Source organism: Corynebacterium sp. NML180780 (assembly GCF_007786415.1).
In the GTDB taxonomy this organism is placed as follows: Bacteria; Actinomycetota; Actinomycetes; order Mycobacteriales; family Mycobacteriaceae; genus Corynebacterium; species Corynebacterium gottingense.
The window spans coordinates 13,061-35,106 of record NZ_VNKN01000020.1; the positions used below are offsets into that span (position 1 = coordinate 13,061).

The window sequence follows — 22,046 nt, forward strand, 5'->3', positions numbered from 1 at the left end:
TTAGCTAACGCCCTCGCCCGACGAGGGTGGCGACACCTCGCACGCCTTCTCCAGCAGCACCCCCGCCACCGCGAGCAGCAGCCCGCCGACCACGCCGCCGATGAGCCCCGGCAGGTCCTCCCCCGCCGCGGCGAGCGTGCCCAGCCGCGGCACCACGTACACCAGCGGCCCGAGGTACGCCCCGCCGCACACCGCGCCGGCCCACGCGCACGCCTTGCCAAACAGCATAAAATTCGCGGCCATCATCGGGTTGAGTTGCGAGCGGTCCAGCCCGACCCGCCCGTCGGAGCGCCGCCGCTTCACCACCACCACGAGCACCGCGCACACCAGCGCCAGCACCCAGAGGCTCGAGGGCACAGCAGCGCCTATCGACGCCACCGCCCCGTACCACCGGCGCATCAGAATCAATGTGGCCGCCGCGCAGAACCCCGTCGTCCCGATCAGCGCCGCGTAGGACGTGCGGCGCATGCCCTCGCTGCTCATCCTCTTAGCCCTCCAGTCTGCGCACGCCGTCGCGCTCCGCCGGGTCCAGGCGGGCGAGCAGGTCGGCGACGCGCTCGCCGCCCAGGGTAGCGTCCGGGTCGATCTCCAGCCAGGGCGCAAGCACGAACGCGCGCAGGTGCGCCCGCGGGTGCGGCACCGTCAGCTCCGGGTCGTTGGAGGTGTAGCCGGCGATGTCCACGATGTCCACGTCCAGGGTGCGCGGCCCCCAGCGCTCGACGCGGACGCGGTTGGCAGCCTCCTCGAGCGCCTGGCATTCGCGGAGGAGTTGGGTGGGGGTGAGGGGGGCGTCGATAAGCATGCTCTGGTTGAGAAAGTCCGGCTGGTCCGTCTTGCCCCAGGGGGCGGTGGCGTAGAGGGAGCTGGCGGCGACGAGCGAGTCGGCGAAGTGGTCCACCACCGAGGCCAGGTGCGCGCGCGAATCCTCCATGTTGGAGCCTGCGGAAATGACGGCGCGCATGCTACCTCCTGTGCTTGCGGTTGCGGCGGCAGACGACGGCGACATCGTCGAAGACGAGCGGGATCGGCGCGTGCGGCTTGTGCACGGTGACCTCGATGGCGTGCAGGGCGTCAAAGCGGCCCATGGCGGTGTCGGCGATCTCGGTGGCGACGGTCTCGATGAGCTGGCGCGGGGTGCCCGCGGCGACGTCGTAGGCGAGCTGCGCGAGCTCGGCGTAGTTGACGGTCTTGGTCAGGTCATCGCCCGCCGCGGCCTCGGCGAAGTCCACCCAGCAGGTGATGTCCACGGTGAAGGCCTGGCCAAACTCGGTCTCGTGCGGGAGCACGCCGTGGTGCGCGAAGCACTGCAGGCCCTTCAGTTCGATGCGGTCGGCCATGAGTGCGCACCTCCCTCGCGCCACTTGGCGGCGACGTCGACGGCGTCGCGCGAGACCGCGACCTCGTGCACGCGCACGCACCACGCGCCGTAGTGCGCGGACAGCGCGGTGACGGCGGCGGTGGCGGGGTCGGCGTCGACGGGGCCGTGCTCCAGGCCGCGCTCCTTGCGCACCCCGGTGAGGAAACGCTTGCGGCTCGCGCCAACCAAGATGGGGAACTCGCCGGCGATGAATTCCGGCAGCGCATTGAGCAGCGCCCAGTTGTCCGCGGCCGTCTTGGCAAAGCCGAGGCCGGGGTCGAGGGTGATCTGGTCGTGCGCCACGCCGGCGGCCAGCGCGTTATCCACCAGCTCGCCCAGCACCTGGTGGACGTCGCGCACCACGTCCCCGCCGTGATCGGCGGCGCCGGAGGCGTTGACGAAGGCGTCGGCGCGCCAGTGCATCAGGCACACCGGCAGCTGGGTCTGAGCCATGACGCGGTACATGTCGGCGTCGGCGAGGCCGCCGGAGACGTCGTTGATGAGGTCCACGCCGGCGTCGGCAGCCGCGAGCGCCGTCGACGCGCGCATCGTGTCCACCGAGGTGCGGATCCCGTCCGCGTGCAGCGCCGCGATGACGGGGCGGACGCGCTCCGCCTCCACCTCGGCCGGGACGCGGGTGGCGCCGGGTCGGGTGGATTCGGCGCCGACGTCGATAATGTCTGCGCCGAGCCGCACGAGTTCGTGCGCGTGGGCGATCGCGTCGTCGGCGGCAAGCCAGCGGCCGCCGTCGGAGAACGAGTCCTCGGTGACGTTGACAATGCCCATCACCGTCGTGCGGCCGGGCGCAGTGAGATCGACCACGCTGACCATGGCTAGCTCCTTATCAGGCTCATGACCTCGGCGCGCGAGGCCGCGTTGGACTGGAATCCGCCGCGCACCGCGGAGGTGGTGGTCACCGCGCCGGGCTTGCGGATCCCCCGCATGGCCATGCACAGGTGCTCGCATTCGACCACCACGATGACTGCGGAAGCACCAAGCTTATCGACGATCGCGTCAGCCACCTGCCCCGTCAACCGCTCCTGCACCTGCGGCCGCTTGGCGTACATGTCCGTGAGGCGGGCGAGCTTGGACAGCCCAGTGACCTTGCCGTCCTTGCCCGGGATGTAGCCCACGTGCGCCTTGCCGTAGAAGGGCACGAGGTGGTGCTCGCAGGTGGAGTAGATCGGGATGTCGCGCACGAGGACCAGCTCCTGGTGGTTCTCCGCGAACGTCTTCTCCAGGACCTCGGTGGGGTCGGTGTGGAGGCCGGCGAAGACCTCTTCGTAGGCGCGGGCGACGCGCGCGGGCGTCTCCTTGAGGCCCTCGCGGTCCGGGTCTTCGCCCACGGCGATGAGCAGCTCGCGCACCGCGGCTTCGGCGCGCTGCTGGTCAAACTTATTGGTCATTGTTGGGTTGGTCCTCTGGGTCGTTGGGGTGGTTGTCGCTGTTGCTGTCGCGGTCCTCTTTCCTGTGCCGCGGCAGCTGGCGGGTCGTGTCCTCGGACGCGGGGCGGTAGGCGGTGCTGCCGCCGCGGCCTGCGGTGTCGGGGCTCTCGGGGTCGTTGTAGTACGACTCGTCGGGGCGCTCGTTGTCGGGGAGGCGGAAGCCGATCTCGGCGGTCTCGTTGTCCGGCTGCTCCGGGCGCTCCGGCTGGTCCGGGGTCGGCGCGTAGTTGCGCATCCCCGGGTGCTGGCCCTGCTGGTCATCCCCCGGGTAGGTCCAGCCCGGAGGCGGCGTCGGGCCGCCGTAGTTCGGGCGGCTGCCACCGGTCGGCGGGGTCCACTGCGACGAGCCGTCGCCGTCCTTGCCCGGCTTGCCCGGGCGCCAGTGGCCGCCGCCCTGCTGGCCCTGCTGGCGCTGCTGCCGCTCCCGCTGACGGCGCTCACGCGTCGCCTTCGACGCCTCCAGGATGGAGAAGCGCTTCGGCGGCTCCTCGCCGCGTTCCTTCGCCAGCTCCACCGGCGTCTTGACCGGCTCGCGGCCGATCTGCTGGTGGAAGCGGGCGTCGTGGGCGGGCAGCTCGGGGCGCACCGGCTCGATGTCGGTGAACAGTTGCTCCAGGTCCGGGCGGCGCAGGGTCTCCTTCTCCAAGAGTGCGGAGGCCAGCGCGTCCAGCTGGTCGCGGTACTTTTCGAGGGTGCGGTAGGCCACCTGGTGGGCTTCGTCGAGAAGCGCCTGCATTTCCTCGTCGATCTTGGCGGCGACGGCCGGCGAGTACTCCAGCGAGCCTCCGCCGCCCTTGCCGGAGAAGGGATCGCCCTGCTCCTGGCCGTACTTCACGGCGCCGAGCGAGGAGGTCATGCCGTACTCCGTGACCATCGCACGGGCGATCTTCGTGGCCTGCTCGATGTCGTTGGAGGCGCCGGTGGTGGGCGCGCCGAAGACGAGCTCCTCGGCGGAGCGGCCGCCCATGGCGAAGACCATGCGGGCGAACAGCTCGTTGCGGTTGTACATGCCCTTGTCGTCCTCGTCCGCGGTCATGGCGAAGCCGCCCGTGCGGCCGCGGGCCAAGATGGTGACCTTGTAGACGCGCTCGATGTCTTTGAGCGCCCACGCGGACAGGGTATGGCCGCCCTCGTGGTAGGCGGTGACCTTCTTCTCCTGCTCGGAGATGATCTTGGTGGAGCGGCGCGGGCCGCCGATCACGCGGTCGGTCGCCTCCTCGAGCGCGTCCGTGGTGATGACGTTGCCGCCGACGCGGGCGGTGAGCAGGGCGGCCTCGTTAAGCACGTTGGCCAGGTCCGCGCCCGACATGCCGGCGGTGCGCTTGGCTAGCGCGTCGAGGGAGACGTCCTTGGCCAACGGCTTGCCCTTGGCGTGGACCTTGAGAATCTGGGCGCGGCCGGCCAGGTCCGGGTTGGTCACCGGGATCTGGCGGTCGAAGCGGCCCGGGCGCAACAGGGCGGGGTCCAGGATGTCGGGGCGGTTGGTCGCCGCGATGAGGATGACGCCCTCGCGGTCGCCGAAGCCGTCCATCTCCACCAGCAGCTGGTTGAGGGTCTGCTCGCGCTCGTCGTGGCCGCCGCCCATGCCGGAGCCGCGCTGGCGGCCGACGGCGTCGATCTCGTCGACAAAGATGATGCAGGGGCTGTTCTCCCGGGCCTGTTTGAACAGGTCGCGCACGCGGGAGGCGCCCACGCCAACGAACATTTCCACGAAGTCGGAGCCGGAGATGGAGTAGAACGGCACGCCGGCCTCACCAGCCACGGCGCGGGCCAGCAGGGTCTTACCGGTGCCGGGAGGGCCGTAGAGGAGCACGCCGCGCGGGATCTTCGCGCCCAGCTTTTCGTAGACGCCCGGATCCATAAGGAAGTCGACGACCTCCTGCAGCTCATCGACGGCCTCGTCGGCGCCCGCGACGTCCGCGAAGGTGTTGGTCGGGTTGTCCTTGGTCAGCTGCTTCGCCTTCGAGCCGCCGATGCCAAACATGCCGCCGCCGGACTGCATGCGGTACATCATGTAGGAGATCAGGCCGAAGACCAGGATCATCGGCAGCATGAAGCCCAGCATGGACAGGAGGAAGGACTCCTGCGTCACGTTCGTCTTGTACTTGTCGGCCCCGGACTCGCGCACGGCGTCGAAAATCTCCTGCGTGGTGCGCGCCGGGTACTGGGCGGAGATGGCCTCGACGCCCTCGTGCTCGTCCACCGTGATCGGCTCGCGCAGCTCGATGCGGACGCGCTGCTCGCGGTCGTCGATCTGCACCTCCTGCGCGTTGGAGTTGTGCAGCTGCTCGACGGCAACGGACGTGTCGACCGTTTGGTAATTGCGCGTGTCGTCTCCAAACAGCGTGAGGACGTACAGCGCGATGAGCGCGATGGCGGCGAAAATACCCCACCGCAACACGTTTTTATTTTTAGTCATACAGTTTTTCGGGTCTTACTTGTCGTCGCAGTTAGTTGTCGCCAGGCGGAGCCTACTGGCCCTCGGAGTACACGCGCGGGTGCAGCGTGCCCACGTACGGGAGGTCGCGGTATCGCTCCGCGTAATCGAGCCCGTAGCCGATGACGAACTCGTTGGGGATGTCAAAGCCGACGTCGAGGAGGTCGATCTTGGCGGTCTGCACCTCGGGCTTGCGCAGCAGCGTGATGACCTCGAGGCTCTTCGGGCCGCGGCCGCTCAGGTTCTTCAGCAGCCAGGACAGGGTGAGGCCGGAATCGATGATGTCCTCCACCACGAGCACGTCGCGGTCGGCGATCTCCTTGTCCAGGTCCTTCAAAATGCGCACCACGCCAGAGCTGGTGGTGGAGTTGCCGTAGGAGGACACAGCCATGAACTCCATCTCGGCCGGGATGGAAAGCTTGCGGGCAAAGTCGGTGAGGAAGAAAACCGCGCCCTTGAGCACGCACACCAGGATGAGGTCCTGCTCGGCGTCCTTATACTTCTCCGAAACCATGTCCGCCAGCTCCTGGATGCGGGCCTGCAGGTCGTCCTCAGTCAGAAGGATGGCCTCAACGTCGTCGCCGTAGCGGTTCGCGGGGACGTTGAAATCCTTCTTGGTGTACAGCTCGGTCATGGTTGGGCCCTTCCATCTCCTGTTGGCTTACAACTCCTTCATACTGCCACCTCTTCCCCGCCTGCGACAACAACGGGAGGACTACTTGCAGCGGTCTTCCGGCGGTCGGGTATCCAGCCCGTATTGCAGGAACGGCGCGAGCAGGGCACCGATCAGCGCGGCGACCGGGTTGGCAAAGAAGAGAGCGGGGTCTGAGGAGAGGGTGGACGAGCCGGTGAACAGGCCGCAGGAGGAGCCCGGGATCGCGGGGTGATCTGCCGCGGGAGCGGCGGGAGCGGCGAGGGCGATCGCGGTCATTCCGGCGACCAGGGAAGTGCGAAGGGGACGCATGGTGAGCTGCCTTTCAGTCGGGGGAAGCAGTTTTACGAGCACGTGTCATGTTGAGTATCGCGCAACCCCTCAAGCGGCGTTACTCGCGCCGCTCGAGGGTGAGCTCGCCGCACACCCGGCGCACGCGCACTCCCCCGGCCATGTCCACGCCGACCTGGCCGTTCCAGTGCGTGATGAGCCGCTCGATGGCGGCGAGTTGCCCGCGGTTGGGGCGCACGTCTGCGCTGACAAGCCACGCGTGGATCCGGGAGCGGCGCACGGCGCTGGGCAGGGCGGCGAGCTCGTCGCAGGAGGTGGTCGCGGGGGCGCTAAGCAGCGATTGCGCGGCCGCGATCCGGTCGGCGGTCTGCGCCAGCGGGGGCACGGCGTCGCCGCCGAGGAGCTCGGTGAGCGCGGGGATGATGCGCGTGCGCAGCGCTACTCGACGAAACGCGGGGTCCCCATTCATCGGATCCTCCCACGGGGTCACGCCGAGCTCGGCGCACGCGCCGACCGTATCCGCGCGGCGGATGGGCAGGAAGGGGCGCACGAGGCGCCCGGCGCGCGGCGCCATGCCGGACGGGTTGCCGCGCAGCGCGCCGAGCAGCAGCGTTTCGGCCTGGTCGTCGGCGGTGTGTGCCACCCATACCTCGCCACCGTGGGCGAAGAGCGCGGCGTAGCGGGCCTCGCGGGCCGCGGCCTCCAGGTTCCCGCCGCGCGGCACCGCCACCTCCACGACCTCGGCCGGGACGCCAAAGCCTCGCGCCTGCTCGGCGGCACGCTTTGCGACGCCACCGCTGCCCTCCTGCAGCCCGTGGTCCACCACCACGGCGCGCGCCGGGATGCCTTCAGCGGCCGCGGCGGCGACGAGCGCGAGCGAATCGGGCCCGCCGGACAGGCCGATGACCACGGGCGCTGCGGCAGAGTCTGCGGCGGAGTCTGCGGCGCGGACGGCGCGCCGACAGGCCAGGAAGTGGGGCGAGGTGCGGGGCCAGAACGGCTGCGCGGCCATGGCTAGAAGTCGCGGAGGACGGAGGCGAGCTGGTCCATCCCCCGGCGCGCCTCCAGGATGGACGAGTCGTTGGAGATGAACGCGAAGGTGTAGACGTTGCCGTTCACGCTGGTGACGGTGCCTGCGAGCGCGGAGGTCTCATCGAGCGTGCCGGTCTTCGCGCGCACCCAGCCGCGGCCGGCCAGGTCGCCGTAGCGGGAGGCGAGGGTGCCCTCGCCCGCGGCGACGGGCAAGGTGCCCAGGAGGTCGCGGATCGGTGCTTCGGTGGCGGAGGAAAGAAGGACGCCATCAAGCAGCGCGGGCGGGATGCGGTTCGCGTCCGAAAGCCCGCAGTTGTCCAAGAGGGTGGTGCCGCTGACGTCGAAGCCCTGCTCCGCGAGCGTGTCCAGGGCAGCCTGCGGCGCGTCGGTCGTGCCCCGCGCCAGCGCGAGCTCGCGCCCGATCGCCTCGGCGTAAACGTTGTCGGAGTTGCGCATCATCACCCGCATCCGCTCGAGCAGGGTCGGCGACTCCACCGACGCCACGACCTCCGCGTCCGCGGGTGCCGGGCCATCGGCGACGGCGACGTTCGCCGCCCCCAGCCGGTTCGCCAGCGCCTGCGCCACGTCCAGGGCCGGGGTGTGGGTGCGCGGGACGTCGCCCTCCGTCGCCCCGCCGAGCCGGCCGCCGGAGAGCATCGCGGGCTGCATCGGCGCCACGAAGCCGGCGTCCACGTTCTCCGGGTCCCAGCTTTCGGGGTATTCCTCCATGCCGTCCCAGGAGGACGTGTCGATGGTGACGGTGTCGACGGCGCCTCCGACGTTGCTGACCTGGGCGGCGAGCGCATCCAGGGCTTCGTCGTCGAGCCAGACGTCGCCACCCGCCAGGATGGTCACCTCGCCCGGGTTCGCGCCGCGCACCACCGCGGTGGACAGCGTATCCTCCGCGCCCAGCTGGTAGAGCGCGGCCGCGGCGGTGAGGACCTTGGTCACGGAAGCCGGCCGCAGAGGCTCGTCCGCGTGCTGGTCAAAGACGACCTCGCCGGTGGCGGCGTTGGAGATCCGGGCGTGGAAGGTCCCAAGGTCCGGGTTTGTGGCGGGGGGCGAGAGGGCGTCGATAAGCAACTGCTCATCAACCGGCGAGCCCTCCGCGGGCGTGAGGAGACCGGGCGGGGCTTGCAGCGCGTAGGCCGGCGCGTGCTCAAGCGATGCGAGATCGCGCTGCGCCGCGACGCCGAACCCCGCGACGGTGCCGACAGCTCCGAGCGCGAGCGCGCCCACTACCCAAGTCCATACTTTCACGGGCACTAACCCTAGCCCACGTATGATGGTGAGCCGAACCATCACTCAAAGCAAAGGAGCAACAATGGCTACCGAGGTCATCATCGAAATCCCGAAGGGCTCGCGCAACAAGTACGAGGTCGACCACGAGACCGGCCGCGTCCACCTCGACCGTTACCTGTTCACCCCGATGGCATACCCCGCTGATTACGGCTACATCGAGCACACGCTTGCCGACGATGGCGACCCCCTCGACGCACTCGTCATCACCCCGGAGCCCGTGTTCCCCGGCGTTGTTGTCGCCGCGCGCCCGATCGGCGTGTTCAAGATGACCGACGAGGTCGGCGGCGACGACAAGCTGCTCTGCGTCATCGACGACGTCCGCTACGAGGGCTACCAGGACATTTCCGACGTTTCCGACTTCCTCAAGAACGAAATCGAGCACTTCTTCGTCCACTACAAGGACCTGGAGCCGAACAAGGAAGTCTCCGGTTCCGGCTGGGGCGACAAGGCTGAGGCGGAGAAGATCCTGCAGGCAGCCGTCGAGGCGTACAAGAAGTAGCGCGTTTTGCTTTGCTGGCCCGGGCTTGCCGTTTCTTGGCGGCCCGGGCCGTTGCTGTTTTTAGGGGGCTACGCTGTAGGTTTGCTCCGTTCGCGCGGTGAGGCGACAGGATGGTAACCAGAGGATGGGAACGTCAGGATGGTGATCAACCGAGTAACAGCCGCGAGTTTGCGAGACGTTACTCGACTAATCACCATCCTCTGGTTACCATCCTGGTTTTTCGACGCGCTTAGAAATTCGGCGCCGGAACCCCCGGAATCAGGCCGCCGGCCCACGCCCACCCGGCGCCGAGGATGCCGATGAGCCCCAGCACCAGCGGGATCACGATCGCGGCAATGGTCCCACCGCTCGACCCCTCACGCTCGCTCGACGCACTGCCGGACGCATCTTGGGCGTCGGCCGGCTCCGTCGGCGTGGTGGTCACCGTCGGCCGCGTCGTCGCGGTGCTGCCCTCGGTCGGCTCGGGGGTGGCGCTGGTCGGGGTTGCGACGCTGGTGGTTTCGCTGGTCGGGCTGGTCGTGCTGGTCGGGCGCTCCGGGAGCGCCGGCCACGGCCAGCGAGTTTCCGTTGGCGCGGGCTCTGCCACGTCGACCGGGCCAACGGTAGGCGCCGTTTCCTTCGCAGTCGCAGGCGCCTGAGTGCTTGTCGACGCCCACACATCCGTCACTTCCGCTGTGGACTCCCGCGGAGTCGACGTCACCGGCTTCGCAACAGTGGTCGTTGAGACTCGCTCAGTGGTTGCCTTGGGCGTTGCCACTGTCGTCATCGGGGCAGGCGTGGTCGCCTTGCTCGTCGTAGTCTCGGCGGTCGACGTCGTCGACTGCGGCTTCGAGACCACAGGCGTCGCGCGAGTAGTCGTCGGGGCGGCCGGGGTGGACGCCTTCGCCGATGCCGTCGACGTCTCCTGCGTCGTCATTACAGGCTTAACGGACGTCTTCGGCGTATCCACAGTCGTCCTCGGAGCGGGCTTCACGGTAGTGGTCGCCTTGTTCGTCGGGGTCTCGGCGGCCGACGTCGTCGACTGCGGCTTCGAGGCCACAGGCTTCGCGCTAGTAGTTGTCGGGGCGGCCGGGGTAGATTCCTCCGCCGATGTCGTCGACGTCTCCTGCGTCGTCATTGCAGGCCTAGTAGATGTCTTCGATGTATCCGCAGTTGTCTTCGGAGTTGGCGTGGGCGCCTTGCTCGTCGGAGACTCGGCGGCCGACGTCGTCGACTGCGGCTTCGAGGCCACAGGTTTAGCCGTAGTAGTCGTCGGGGCGGTCGGGGTAGATTCCTCCGCAGGCTTCGGCTGCTCAGAAGTAGCTTCAGACGTTGGCTCGCTGCTCGCCTTCAGCGCATCGCGGTTGTCGGCAGCCTCAAAGAACGCGGCGAGGTACCGGTCGGCGTGCTGCTGCAGCGCTGCGGCGCGTGCAGCATCGCCTGCGTCCTCCGCTGCCTTGGCGTCTGCAAGTGCCTGCTGGTACTTCTCCGAGTAGTCTTCGACGGCCTGCTCAGCGTCTGCCATGGTGGCGGGCTTGGGGACGTCGATAGGCGGCAGCTCCGTTGGTGTCGGCTCCGTCGTGGTGGCAACCGGCGACGGCACTGAGGTCTCCGGCGCGGCAGTTTCCGACGGCTCGGGCGCCACGGTTGGTTCCGGCCCCACTGACGGTTCCGGTTCCGCCGAGGTTGCCGTGGATTCCGTAGTCTCCGGCACGAAGGTCTCCGAGGGTTCCGGCTCGACGGACGGCTCGGGCTCCGCCGAAGTCTCCGCGGACGGCTCCGCCGAAACTGAAGTCTCCTCCGCCGGCTCCGGCGCCTCGCTCGTCATCGGCTGCCCGCCCAGCTCGCGCAGCTGCGGGTGCGTCTGCAGCAGGATCTGCACGTCGAGCTTTTGCGGCAGCGTCGCAAGCTTGCCCCTATTGGTGCCATTCTTCATCAGCGCCCCGCTGCAGGAGTGCGCGAGCCCCATGGCGTGGCCCATTTCGTGGGCGATCGTCATCACCATGCTGGCGTGGTGGACGTTCGCCGGGTTGGCGTACAGCGACTGATTCAACGTCACGCGAGGGTTGTTGCCGGGCGTGCCCTGCTGGCGGCCCGCAGTAATCCCAGGCAAGGAACCAAGTTCCAGCATCACAGCCTCCGGGTCGCGGTAGTCCACGTACTCCACGCGCAGCAGACCGCCGGTGGCCTCGATCCACGCGTCCATGGCCTCTTTGAGGTGCTCGCCGTAGGCGGTGGTGTTGTAGACCTTGAGCGTGTTGCCGTGGATGTTGCTTTGGTTCGAGCCGAAGAAGTAACGCTCCACGTCCGGGAGCTCCTTCCCCTGGTTCGCCAGCGCAGTATCAGTCTTGCACTGCGCGTCGAGCGGATCGACCTCTCCGCTGTACGCGTGCGCGGAGGGAGCGTTGACAATCAACAAGGAGGCGCCGAGCGCGGCGGCGAGATACTTTCGGGAAGACACGTGGGGACGACCTTTTTTAAGAGATGACTAACGGCGTTCTTAGAAAGAGTACAGCTTCGCCCACCAATTAGCCAGTTCGCCGTCCGCGCCACCACAGCCCGCAGAAACCAACGCTGAGCATTATCGACGCCACGCCCACCCACACCATAAGCCCCGCACCACCAGTCTTGGGCAGGTTCCCCTGGCGCACGTTGGCGAGGGAGACACTCACGGTATTGGCGGCGTCGATGAGCTGCACGTTCTCCCCTGGCGCGCCCGCCCACAGCCCCACCATCGGCGAATCCTGAGAAAACGCGCCGTCGGGCCCGCGGAACTCAAGGACGTCCGTCTCCCCCTCGCGCACGACGCGCAGCACAATCGGCTCGGCGAGCAGTGAGTAGCCGGCGGGCGCCTTCGCCTCCACAAGCTGGTACTCCCGGCCGCGCTCGAGGGCGGCTCCGGTGGTGAGGAAGCCGTCGGGGGTTGGGGCGAGGGGAATGGGGGACGACGAGGCGTCGATAAGCGGACGAAGCTCAAGGCCGGCCTCGAGGGCCACTGTGCGATCCTGGTGATCCACCTTGCGCACGCGCAGCTGCACGGGGCACGGCGCGGTGGCGACGTTGTCGGCCGGGGTGAGCTCGCCGCCCGTATTGCGCGCGGTGACGGTGTTGGGGGTGCAGGTGCCGGTGACTCGGGCGAACGCGAGGACGCGCGCCGTCTCGCCTGGTCGGAGCGCCCCAATGTTTACGGTGAGTGCGCCGTCAGAAGTAGTGCTTTTCGACGCCAGCTTCTCCCCCGCCGGCCGCGACCCGCGGATCAGCGCCGCGGGTAGGGCGCTGGCCGTGGCGGGGTCGAACCCGCGCGGAAGCGGGTCGGTGAGCGTGGCGCCGGGGACCTCGGTGGTGCCGGCGTTTTTCAGATCGATGGCCCAAAACCGGTAGTCGGCGGGGTCGGCGCCGGTGGCGCGGATGGCCTCGTGGGCGGCGCGCAGCTGGTCGGCGACGGCCGGGTCACCCGGCAGCGCATTTCGCTTGGTCACGGCGAGGTCGCTCGGCGCGCCTGGCGTGAGGATGTAGTCCAGCTGGATCGGCCCGGACGGCCCGCGCAGGTATTTATCCGCCACCGGCAGGGTTGGGTCTTTGCGGAAGTCCATGGTCACCGCCACCGTCGACCCTTTGGGCACGTAGAGCCGCTGCGGCAGTGTGAACTTCACTCCGCCCTCCCCCGCGGTCTGCCCCTGCGCCGGGATGGGCGCGATCCCGCACGATGGGTCCTCTCCGGCCTCGCACGTGTAGAGGACCTTGCCGTCCGGGCCAGTGATGGTAAGCGTCTCGCCGCCGTCCAGCGCGTAGCCGTTTTGCGACTGCACCGCCGCCGCGACCTCGCCTTCCAGCACGCCGTCCTCCTGCGTGGTGCGGGTGACGCGGGCGCGGGCGATCCCGTCTGCGCCGGACGGGGTGACGGTCGTGCGCCGCTTCTCTGGGTCGGCGGCATTGCCCCACGCGTAATCGCCCGCGCTCTCCTGTGTGACCGGGTGCGAGGCGTAGACCTCAAGCGCGTAGTTGCTCGCCGGCGGGATGCCGGTCATCTTTTCAAAGGACACGGCAAGCTGGTTGCCGCTCCAGATGTCCACCTTCTTGTACAGGGTGTCGGACTCGGGATCGAACAGCTGGATGTCGTACCCACGCGTCACGCCGCCCTCCACGATCGGCGTCACCTTCGCCGATTCCAGCGAGTACCAGCTGCGCGTATTCTTCAGCAGCGCAATCTTGCCCACCGGGAACGTCACGCTCGGCGAGGTGGTCATCACCCGAATCCTCGTTACCGCAAGCGTGGGGCTGCTGCCAGCGGGGACCACCGTGTCCGGCCGTGACCCGCTCGCGGTGGTGCGCATGAAGCGCTTCACCCCGCCGAAGCCCATCACTTCTTTGTCGCCGTCGTCCCTGGCGGGGAGCGTAGCCGTGCCCGTCACTGTTTCGGTGGTCGCCAGCTTCTGCTCCACCGACCATGCCTGGCCCGCGGGCAGCCCCATGGTGCTGGTAGCTGCGTACGGCATCGCCGACCTCGCGCCGGGCGCGACCGTCTCGCCGGGTTCCGCAAACCCCACGAACTCGCGCTTCGCAGGGATCTCATCGCTCTCCGCGACCCGATACTCCCCCTCTTCGCCGGCGCGCACGCGCATGGACACGTCCACCGGCGGAATCGTGTGCAGCGCATTGAGGTCAAACCCCACAAACGCACCGCGCTCGGTATTCGCCCAGCTGAAATCCTCGGGATCCAGCTCGCGGCCGTCGGCGGTCACGGACAGCACCTCGCCCACCTCGCCGTCACGCGCCAGTGCGAACACGTTTTCCGCCGATGCTGCGCCACCCCATTGCCACAGCTCGCCATCAGGGTCGTGGACGCGCACGATGTCGACGTCGCCGTCGCGCTCGACAGTGATGGGCCCATTGCTTATCGACGCCCCCACGCCCCCACCTTCAGGCACCCCCGAAACCTCCGACCGAGCACTCGTCGCGGTCTCGGGCCCGGTCGGTTCTTCCGCGCTTGCTGTGCTTGCCAGGGTCGGGTCATCCGCCTGCTCCACGTCGCTGGTGACGGTTGCCTCCTCCGCAGACGTCTCGGTCTCTGTATCAGCCACCGACACCGGTGCCGAGGCGAAGAGCACGACGCACACCGCGGTCGGCGCAGCGAGCAGCGTCCGCAGTTCCCGTTTCCGCTTCCCACTGACGCCTGCAACACTATGTGTGCGCATTTGGTCGATACCTCCTCTGTCTGGATGGTCGTGGGCATCCGGTCCGAGCCTCCGTCGCCTTGTAACGGAGAGCGTTCATGAACTGGGCAAAGGAAAAACTTCTCCGGGGTGCGCCGCCCCTGCGAAGGTGGGGCGATCACCACGGAGAAGTCTAACGGTTTGAAAAGTCCATGCCTAGCCTAAACTTGGACGGCCCTCCTGCGCGCCAGCGCTGCACCGAGGAGCATCAGCACGGTGCTCACCGCGAGCGGCGCCTGCAGGCCGTGCCCGCCAGTCTTCGGCAAGTTGCCCTGGCGGACGTTGGCGAGTTGGACGTACACGGTATTGTCCTCCCTTTTGGCCCAAACTCCAGCAGCCGAGGCATCCGTCGTCCATTCGCCGTTGGTCTCAAACTCAACCTTTGAAGGTTGGCCGTCTGAGGATTCCGGAACGACGCGCAACCGAATTGGCTTCACCAGCAATGCGTACTGCGTTCCATCGGCAGCCTTCGGAGACTTCGTCTCTGACAGCGTGTAGATCCGGTTAGGCACCAGTACGGCATCGGTGATATACCGTTTTGCCTCTGCGTCCTCTTTCACGTCGATCGCATTCGGCTGCCCCGAGTCCCCGTCCCAGCCCAAGGTGAACGCCGCACCGGAAAGGTCCATCGCCGTATTATCAGCATCAACCTTTTGAAGGTTCAGCGAGAGGAGCGGGGCATCTTCCTGGGTGTTGTCCACGACGCAGTGAACGGATGCGTATGGTTCGGAAATCACTTTGAATCCGTCAGACCCATCGTTTACCACTTCTGCATCGGTCTTGAAGTAGCCTGCTTCGCCTGGCAGACCGATCTCTTGATAGCACGTGGCGTTCTTGCCGCCCTGTGGTCGAAGGCTATAGCCGCCCTTCTGAGTTTCGCGGACCGCGAACTCGGAACGCTCTCCCGAGAAAGTACGCCAAGCTACCGTACCCTTGTCCTCATCCTTGCCTGAGGTCGTCAGCTTCGACTCGGCCACGCCGACCCGGTCACTGGCAGAAACAGAGGTAGAAACCACGCGTCGACCGGGCTTCAACACAGGATTCTGTGCTGTCGCCGTAAAATCCCATCCCGATGCCGTGGCGTCAGTGATCTGCCCGTTGGCATCGACGATACGTTTCGTCACGATAAGCTCGCCCTCGCACAACGAGTTCAGGGACGCGCCCAGCTTCTTCATCTCCGCGTCGAGCTGGGAATACGCCTTAACTCGCAAGGTATCGCCCGGACCGGAAATATCTTCGCCCATCTTCGTAACGCCTCGTACCCCGTACGTCCACTCTTCAAGAGAGTTCGTAATGTCCCCTTTACCCCGGTAGCTATTGTCCTTGGCTTTGAGTACCCGAAGCTCCCAAGCTTTCTGAGAATTTACATACAGGTCTTCAGCATTCGTATTGTAAACTGCGGAATCAACATTTACGTTTTTAGGTTTATCGAGGTAGATGTAATACGGATTCGTATCCCACGTAACATTTTTCAGCACGAAGTCCTGGGTAATGGTCGCACCGTCGCGCGTTTTCAGGTCGACCATGATCGGCACCACTCGCGTGCCGTTCTTTTTCAATTCATTCGCAGCGTCGATGGCACGATTAAGAGACCGCTCTTGAACAAACGCACCTGCGTTCTTATCGCCAATTTTTTGCCAACCGGCATTGTCCCACGTCGGCATGCCGTCGGTAATGAAGTACACAACGTCGTACCCACCGCCTTGGGCCTGCTTCAGACCGTCTTCCCAGTTGGTGGAACCACCGGTCACGTTCGTCGTCCATTGGTCGATCGCCGCGTTAACCTTATCCACACCATCCGCTGTATTCAGTGAGATCGGCCCACTCGTGTTAGCGCTTCCCTGGCGAGCAAAGTTGAATACACCAACTTGGCTTGCGGTTCCTCCGAGCGAGCTCACCAACGATTTAGCTGCTTTACGGCTCGCTTCAAAACCGTTGACGTCGCCAAACGTCAACGACGTCGACCTATCAGCAACAATCGCAATCCTCAACCCGCACTTTTGCGGGAGCGGTGGATTCGGAACACGGGGGTGAAGCCACTCTTCGCCCTCTGGACGAGTAACTGGTTTCACATCATCCTGGCTCCGGACCGGTGTTCCCTGAATCGTCACCTTTGCATCGATGTTCTCCGGATCATCGGTAAAGGAAGTCCTCAGCGTGAGGGCCGCGCCGGACTCGACCAGAACCGTCTCCCCTTCGGGAAGTCGCTTGCCGTCCTTCATCGGGAATACCTCGAACTCGACGTATTCCGGAGTCTGCGCAACGAGTTTGCGTCCCAGAGTTACTCCACTCTCAATGAGGCTGACATCAAATCGGTATTGCTCCCAAGCAAGCACGCTGTTCGGGGCGTTTACTCGCACTGTCGCTTTCTCAAAGTTAATTCGTTCCCCCAGCTGGGCTGTGCTCGTGTACGCGGAGCTATCCCCCGAGGTGGTTGTGGGGGAAATCTTGATGCCGTTCTCACCCACGATGTTGAATGTCTTGGCGAGTTTCGCTTCTTGTCCCCACACCTGCACAGCGTATTGACCGTTTGGCGGTCCAATGACGTTCATCTTAACGGTGTCGCCTCGCTGGAGTTTGAGGTCTGTCACCTCAGGGACCAGACGAAACTCCGTATCGTAGGAATTACCAAGCGCATTCTTGTTCCAGAATCGTTGGTTCAGCACCTTTGAGTTTTCATTTGTGCCTACAGTGGTGAAGTTCAGCGACCGTTTCTCAATCTCCTTGCCATCCCGATAAATGCTTATCGTTACCGGCCCTTCAACGTTCTTCGTATTCGAGTCGTTCTTCGTCTTCTTGATGGCAAAACGAGTCAAAAGGTAAGCGTCTGCAGTGCCGTTCACGTTGAAGGTCAGCTCCGGATTACCTCCGACCCAATTGGTACCGAGGTTTTCCACCTTCAATTCGGTGTCCGGCCACCCAGGCACGGTCGCGACCGGTGCAGCACGCAGCTGCGCCTCTACCTCAGGGTCGAGTTCTTCCTTCGGGTCGTAACCCGTCTTGGAGAACTCCTTCGCAGTAGGAATGTCCTCGCTCTCGGCGATCTCGTAGTCGCCCTTGGCGTCAGCCTTGACCTCGATGGTCACGTCCACGGGCGGAATCCTGTGCAACGCATTGAGGTCGAAGCCAATGAAGGCACCGTCCTTGCTGTTCACCCAGCCGAACTTGTTGCGGTCCAGCTTGCGGCCGTCGGCGGTCACGGAGAGGACCTCGGTAACCTCACCCTTGCGGGTCAGCGCGAAGATGTTCTCCATCGAGGCCTTGCCGCCCCACTGCCACAGCTCGCCCTCAGAGTCGTGGACGTGGATTGTGTCTACGTCACCGCTCCGCTCTACGGTCACCCCGTCCTGGGTAACAGCGCCTGGGACAAGCGCGCTCGGGTCGACCGGAGCCGAGGAGCTGGGCGTGGACGACTGCGAGGTCGTTGCTTCAGCCGAAGCCTCTGCGGTCGGTTGCTCAGACGTCTGAGCTGCAGTCTCGATTTCGGGCGCAGCGGGAGCGGAAGTTTCAGCCGCGCCAGCAGGCGCGACGCCAATAGCCATGACAAGCACGGCCGCGAGCAGCGCACGGACCGAACGTTCCAGGCGAACGCGCGCGGTGGTGTGACGCATCGATGTACTCCTCATTAGTCTACTTCCTTCCTCCGTGCCGCCAGGATCACGCCGACCAGCACCAGGGCCATGCCCAGTCCTGCGGCCCAGAGCACGTCTGCACCGGTAGAAGCCAGGAAGCCTCCGCGGTCGTCGTTGCTGTTGCTGCCGTTCGAGCCTCCACCGTTACTTCCGCCGCCCCCGCCGTTGGCGGTGGTCAGGCCAGTGGTCGTTTCGGTGGTGCGCACCGTCGACGGCGTGCGCTCCGTGCTCGGCGTCACCGTCGGGGTGGTGGTCACCGTGGTGGTCGGCGGAGTCGGGGGCGGGGTGTTCGGCGAGGTCGAGCCGCCCGGCAGGTTGTTGCCCGGCTTGGTCACGATCACGTTGTCGTAATTGAAGCGGTCACCCGTCGCGTTGGCCAGCGGCAGGATGATCAGCTTCGGGTTGGACAGCCGGTAGTCGTAGTCAGAATCCGGAGCGGACTCCTCGAGCAGATACAGGCCCGGTTTGAGGTCCATGAACTGTACGCGGCCGTTGTCGCCGGTGGTGAGGGTGGAGATCTTGTCCAGTCCGGCTGCGTGGGCGTCGTCAAGCGTCATGTTCCGCGCCGCGCTACGGCCGCCGGACGTTGTGATGTCTACACCGCGCACCTGCGACAGCGTGAAGATCGCGCCGGCGATAGACGTCGGCTTCTGGCCTGCCGGGAGGTCGTCGTACGGGTTGCTGGCCACCTTGCGGACCATCAGCGAGATCGGCTCGTTGGGGTCGACATCCTCCGCCGCGATGTTGCGGTCGTTGCCGGTGACCACGCGGTCGTTGGCGGTAGCGGCCGGCAGCGAGGCACCGGTGATCAGCATGGTTGCCGCACCGGCAATTGCGAAGTATTTCATTGTGCGCACTAGGACTTAAACCTCCTCGTTCGAAGCGCCCGCGCGATCGTTCTTCTTTTTCTCGCGCCAGATCCACCAGGCCAAGCCCAGGAGAATCGCCAGCGCGACCAGACCGAGCGCCCACATCCACCACTGCACGGTGCTGGTGGATTCATCGAGCACGCTCGCCTCGTCCGGATCCATGGGGACGCGCTCCGCGTGGACGAGAAGGCGGTGCGTGTTAATGCCGTAGGGGGTGCAGGTGATCAGGGTGAGCAGGTCGCGGCCTTCCTGAGCGCGAAGACTGTCCGTCTCCTCGGGCAGGACAACCTCGATGTCGTAGACCTGGTACTTCATCCGCTCGCCGAAGGTGGAGAGGTAGATGGCGTCGCCGACTTCGACGTCCACGAGGTCGTCGAAAAGCGTGGCGTTGGTCAGGCCCGTGTGACCGGTGATCACCGAGTGGAAACCCTCGCCGCCGGTGGGCAGCGCCGAGCCGTACAGGTGGCCGAGGCCCTTCTGCAACGTCTCGTCGCGCGTGCCGTGGTAGACGGGCAGGCGGAGGTCAATCGACGGGATGGCCAGCTGCGACATCGCGGACACGCCCTCGAGGTGCTTCTCGTACTCCTGGTAGTCCAGGTTGTCCTCGGAGATGCGTGCAAGCCACGGGTCCAGAATCGGGCCGTCGGTGTGCGTGCGGTTGTACTCCTTGGCCGCCTCGAGCGCCTGGTTGATCTGCTCCGGCGGCGCCTCTTGGATCTGCTCCTCGTACTGCTTGGCCACCTGCTCCTGCACCCGGTTGTTCCACTGGGTGGCCACGACCGGGTACATCAGCACCATCAGCCCCGCCAGAATAATGATGACCGGCAGCGCAATGCGCTGGAAAAACGGCTTCTGCGCCGGCTTTTTGCGGTGCTTGCCTTCCACGGCAGTAGTCACTGCGCGATCCTTCCTACCTAGGCACGGCTGATGTGTAAAAACTGGGCGGGAGTTTTACGCCTCCCCGCGTTCAGGCGTTGGGCGCCCATTGCTTATCGACGCCCACTCGCACCCCCGCCGGCCCCTCACCAGAGGCCGGACGGGCGTACCAGGCGGTCAGCGCGCCGTTACCGTGCGCCGACCGCCGCGCGGCTTACGCCGTCTGGGAGTTGCGACGTGCCGCGTAGACACCGCCGCCGATGATGGCCAGACCAGCCAGCACGATGATCAGCACACCCATGCCACCGGTTGCCGGCAGGGTCGGCGTGGTCTTCTTCACGTTGTCGATCACGGCGCCGTTTGCGATGACGTTCGTGCCTGCAGCTGCATCAAACGCGGTCTTGTCGGCGTTCAGCGCCTTCGAGGTCGCACGCTTCAGCTCGATCTCGCGAACCGCGTTCTTGCCCTTCGGCAGGGCGTAGCCGGCCGGTGCCTTGGTCTCCTGAACGCAGTAGTTCGCAACCATGTCGGTGACCTCCGCGTCGTTGACGTAGTCGGTGACGTGCAGGCCCGGGAAGGTCAGGTTGCCGTCTGCGTCAGTGATGCCGGTCTGGATTGCGTCGCCGGCAATGCCGTCCTTGCCGGAGTTGCACCTGCCGATCTTGAATTCAGCGCCAGCCAGTGCCGCGTTGTTGTCGCCACGCTTGTAGACGCTGATGTTGCCCACGTAGGTGACGACCTTGTCGTCCGGCGTCTCCTTCGGCGCATCGTCGGTGTTGTTGCCAGGATTGTGGAAGACGAACGACTCACGGACGGAGTTCTCGATACCCTTCGACGTCGTGTCATCCTTCAGCATGGTCGCCTTGACCTTGACACGGACGGTCTCGCCCGGCTTCAGGCCAGCCTTCTGCGCGTCGACAGTGACGGTGAACGCCTGGTCCGCGCCAGCGGCGAGGCCCTCGGGTTTGTTGGTCGGGACTGTGGCGGTCGTGTTGACGGTGTAGTTGGCCGGATCGATCTTTACCTCACTGCCGTTGCGGACGACAACGACGCCTTCGATGAATGCGTTGTTCTCCTTCGCCCACTGCAGCTCGGCGCTCTTGGAAGCATCCGTGAGCGTGACGTTCTTCAGCTCGCGGCCTGCCGGAGCTGCGGGAACGACACCGTCAAGGGTGTACTTGACTACGGCATTGTCGGCCGGACGAGCGCCGAGGTATCCAGGCTTCCCTGCTTCGCCCTTTGCGTCGCTCTTAGTGTTCTCCCCTTCATCGACGACGGTCTTGGAGACCTTGGCCATCGAGTTCTTCGGGTACACGTGGACATCGGTGTTCCAGCCGGTGCCCTCTTTGTTGGTCATCGGCAAGAAGACGATGAACGGATCAGCGGGGACGTAAGCCTCGGTCGTGTCTGCGGCCGGGGTCTTCGTCTCGCGAATGATGTAGGCACCGACAGGGAGAGTCTGGCTGGTCTCACCCTTAGCATCGGTGTCCTTGAAGGCCTTAACCTCGCCGGTTCCGAGCGCCTTGGCGCCAGCAATATCGCGATCGTTCGCAAGCTTGGCAACCTTGTTGAACTCATCCTGCTTCGTAATATCCGCGTTAATTCGCTCCGCAGTGAAGCCAACGCCCGCAAGGCCCGCACCAGAAGCGCCAGTGTCAGCCTCGCCGTTTGCCGGGCGCAGCTCGGTCGGGTTCACGCGCTTGTGGATGGTCAGCGTCGCATTTTCTGCAGTGATGCTGCTCGCGTCCGGGACGCCAGGAGCGGTTGAGACGGCGGTAGTGTTCATCTCCTGCGCAAACACGTCGGTAGCAATACCGGCGGAGCCGGCGAAGGTCAGGCCCGCAGCAACAGCGATGGCTGCGGTCTTTGCAATGGCTTTGGCCATGGTGAAAGTCCTTTCGGAAAATCAGAAATCGCTGGGCCCAATGTGGTCAGCGGTGGGAAAGGTGCGCCGAGAACGGCACTCCCGGCTTGAACATGGGGCCCAGCTTGGGCACCACCTAGGAATCTAAACCCAAACTGCATGAGTGTCTAGATAAATACATGTTTGTTTCAATTAACTAGGGCTCAACTGGAAAAACTTTGAATACTCAGACATTTAGGCAGCTCGTTCGCACTTCTTCACCAGAGAGTTAAGGCCCCTAACCTGGGAAGTTGGACGTTTGACTCAATCGCCGAAGGGTTGGTGGAGTGTGGCCAGACACACTCAACCCCTGGAAATTTTCTTCGCCACAGCACCTCCCTCGGGTGTGGACGAACGGGGGTAGAAAGCCAGGGTTAAGCGACAAAATGTGTGCTTTTTGAGCTATAGATTCCCGGTCTTACCTCCGGCTACGGCGGGAAAGTGCTCGTCGAATCGGGATTCCTGGCTTGCAACATGAAGGTCCACCACTCCAGCCATGAGATGTGCTACTGGCACTGGCTGTTAAACCAGCCTGCATGCCAACTCAACACAGAAAGAG

At 65.5% G+C, this 22,046-nt stretch carries 17 protein-coding genes; 1 reads left to right on the top strand and 16 read right to left on the bottom strand.

The annotated features are described in order from the left end of the window. From FPP74_RS11540 to dacB, 10 genes are all read right to left on the bottom strand, one after another. The gene (locus FPP74_RS11540; protein ID WP_122085454.1) at positions 1 to 468 is read right to left on the bottom strand and encodes a DUF3180 domain-containing protein; all 468 of its coding nucleotides are present in this window, start codon (positions 466 to 468) and stop codon (positions 1 to 3) included. Between the two features lie 19 nt (positions 469 to 487). Further along, positions 488 to 961: a 2-amino-4-hydroxy-6-hydroxymethyldihydropteridine diphosphokinase gene (folK, locus tag FPP74_RS11545; RefSeq protein WP_095547800.1), complete on the bottom strand. Its 474-nt coding sequence runs from the start codon at positions 959 to 961 to the stop codon at positions 488 to 490. A 1-nt stretch (position 962) separates the two neighbouring features. Further along, positions 963 to 1,337, bottom strand: coding sequence for a dihydroneopterin aldolase (gene folB, locus FPP74_RS11550; RefSeq protein ID WP_095275594.1), 375 nt, complete (start codon positions 1,335 to 1,337; stop codon positions 963 to 965). Continuing rightward, the gene (gene folP / locus FPP74_RS11555) at positions 1,316 to 2,188 is read right to left on the bottom strand and encodes a dihydropteroate synthase (RefSeq protein ID WP_144718676.1); all 873 of its coding nucleotides are present in this window, start codon (positions 2,186 to 2,188) and stop codon (positions 1,316 to 1,318) included. The genes folB and folP overlap by 22 nt, the downstream gene beginning before the upstream one ends. 2 nt (positions 2,189 to 2,190) lie before the next feature. Then, positions 2,191 to 2,763: a GTP cyclohydrolase I FolE gene (gene folE / locus FPP74_RS11560; RefSeq protein ID WP_095275596.1), complete on the bottom strand. Its 573-nt coding sequence runs from the start codon at positions 2,761 to 2,763 to the stop codon at positions 2,191 to 2,193. After that, positions 2,753 to 5,221, bottom strand: coding sequence for an ATP-dependent zinc metalloprotease FtsH (gene ftsH, locus FPP74_RS11565; RefSeq protein ID WP_144718679.1), 2,469 nt, complete (start codon positions 5,219 to 5,221; stop codon positions 2,753 to 2,755). Before ftsH ends, folE begins: the two co-directional genes overlap by 11 nt. A gap of 52 nt (positions 5,222 to 5,273) precedes the next feature. Further along, on the bottom strand, positions 5,274 to 5,864 hold the full coding sequence (gene hpt / locus FPP74_RS11570) for a hypoxanthine phosphoribosyltransferase (RefSeq protein WP_095546759.1): 591 nt from the start codon (positions 5,862 to 5,864) through the stop codon (positions 5,274 to 5,276). Between the two features lie 90 nt (positions 5,865 to 5,954). Then, positions 5,955 to 6,203 carry a hypothetical protein gene (locus tag FPP74_RS11575; protein WP_095547804.1) on the bottom strand — a complete coding sequence of 83 codons (249 nt, stop codon included), beginning with the start codon at positions 6,201 to 6,203 and terminating at the stop codon, positions 5,955 to 5,957. A 79-nt stretch (positions 6,204 to 6,282) separates the two neighbouring features. Then, positions 6,283 to 7,194 (bottom strand): tRNA lysidine(34) synthetase TilS, encoded by a 912-nt coding sequence (gene tilS, locus FPP74_RS11580; protein WP_144718682.1) that lies wholly within the window; start codon positions 7,192 to 7,194, stop codon positions 6,283 to 6,285. A gap of 2 nt (positions 7,195 to 7,196) precedes the next feature. Continuing rightward, on the bottom strand, positions 7,197 to 8,474 hold the full coding sequence (dacB, locus tag FPP74_RS11585) for a D-alanyl-D-alanine carboxypeptidase/D-alanyl-D-alanine-endopeptidase (protein ID WP_144718685.1): 1,278 nt from the start codon (positions 8,472 to 8,474) through the stop codon (positions 7,197 to 7,199). A gap of 64 nt (positions 8,475 to 8,538) precedes the next feature. Here dacB and FPP74_RS11590 point away from each other — a divergent pair, with 64 nt between their 5' ends. Further along, a complete protein-coding gene (locus FPP74_RS11590; RefSeq protein ID WP_144718688.1) occupies positions 8,539 to 9,015 on the top strand; it encodes an inorganic diphosphatase in 477 nt (158 codons plus the stop codon). Between the two features lie 229 nt (positions 9,016 to 9,244). On the opposite strand, the gene FPP74_RS11595 is transcribed toward FPP74_RS11590, so the two are convergent. From FPP74_RS11595 to FPP74_RS11620, 6 genes are all read right to left on the bottom strand, one after another. Then, positions 9,245 to 11,455, bottom strand: coding sequence for a hypothetical protein (locus tag FPP74_RS11595; RefSeq protein WP_144718691.1), 2,211 nt, complete (start codon positions 11,453 to 11,455; stop codon positions 9,245 to 9,247). Between the two features lie 67 nt (positions 11,456 to 11,522). Further along, the gene (locus FPP74_RS11600) at positions 11,523 to 14,189 is read right to left on the bottom strand and encodes a DUF11 domain-containing protein (protein WP_144718694.1); all 2,667 of its coding nucleotides are present in this window, start codon (positions 14,187 to 14,189) and stop codon (positions 11,523 to 11,525) included. A gap of 179 nt (positions 14,190 to 14,368) precedes the next feature. After that, a complete protein-coding gene (locus FPP74_RS11605; RefSeq protein WP_144718697.1) occupies positions 14,369 to 17,818 on the bottom strand; it encodes a VWA domain-containing protein in 3,450 nt (1,149 codons plus the stop codon). A gap of 14 nt (positions 17,819 to 17,832) precedes the next feature. Further along, positions 17,833 to 18,687, bottom strand: coding sequence for a prealbumin-like fold domain-containing protein (locus tag FPP74_RS11610; protein WP_144718700.1), 855 nt, complete (start codon positions 18,685 to 18,687; stop codon positions 17,833 to 17,835). Between the two features lie 15 nt (positions 18,688 to 18,702). Then, positions 18,703 to 19,605, bottom strand: a complete 903-nt coding sequence (locus FPP74_RS11615; RefSeq protein WP_144718703.1) for a class C sortase — start codon at positions 19,603 to 19,605, stop codon at positions 18,703 to 18,705. Between the two features lie 193 nt (positions 19,606 to 19,798). Continuing rightward, positions 19,799 to 21,469, bottom strand: coding sequence for a SpaH/EbpB family LPXTG-anchored major pilin (locus FPP74_RS11620; protein ID WP_144718709.1), 1,671 nt, complete (start codon positions 21,467 to 21,469; stop codon positions 19,799 to 19,801). Between the last annotated feature and the right edge of the window lie 577 nt (positions 21,470 to 22,046).

Coding starts and splice junctions, on each gene's coding strand:
- FPP74_RS11540 (WP_122085454.1), bottom strand. CDS start 468: ATGCGCCGCACGTCCTACGCGGCGCTGATCGGGACGACGGGGTTCTGC.
- folK (WP_095547800.1), bottom strand. CDS start 961: ATGCGCGCCGTCATTTCCGCAGGCTCCAACATGGAGGATTCGCGCGCG.
- folB (WP_095275594.1), bottom strand. CDS start 1,337: ATGGCCGACCGCATCGAACTGAAGGGCCTGCAGTGCTTCGCGCACCAC.
- folP (WP_144718676.1), bottom strand. CDS start 2,188: ATGGTCAGCGTGGTCGATCTCACTGCGCCCGGCCGCACGACGGTGATG.
- folE (WP_095275596.1), bottom strand. CDS start 2,763: ATGACCAATAAGTTTGACCAGCAGCGCGCCGAAGCCGCGGTGCGCGAG.
- ftsH (WP_144718679.1), bottom strand. CDS start 5,221: ATGACTAAAAATAAAAACGTGTTGCGGTGGGGTATTTTCGCCGCCATC.
- FPP74_RS11575 (WP_095547804.1), bottom strand. CDS start 6,203: ATGCGTCCCCTTCGCACTTCCCTGGTCGCCGGAATGACCGCGATCGCC.
- tilS (WP_144718682.1), bottom strand. CDS start 7,194: ATGGCCGCGCAGCCGTTCTGGCCCCGCACCTCGCCCCACTTCCTGGCC.
- FPP74_RS11590 (WP_144718688.1), top strand. CDS start 8,539: ATGGCTACCGAGGTCATCATCGAAATCCCGAAGGGCTCGCGCAACAAG.
- FPP74_RS11600 (WP_144718694.1), bottom strand. CDS start 14,189: ATGCGCACACATAGTGTTGCAGGCGTCAGTGGGAAGCGGAAACGGGAA.
- FPP74_RS11605 (WP_144718697.1), bottom strand. CDS start 17,818: ATGCGTCACACCACCGCGCGCGTTCGCCTGGAACGTTCGGTCCGTGCG.
- FPP74_RS11610 (WP_144718700.1), bottom strand. CDS start 18,687: ATGAAATACTTCGCAATTGCCGGTGCGGCAACCATGCTGATCACCGGT.
- FPP74_RS11620 (WP_144718709.1), bottom strand. CDS start 21,469: ATGGCCAAAGCCATTGCAAAGACCGCAGCCATCGCTGTTGCTGCGGGC.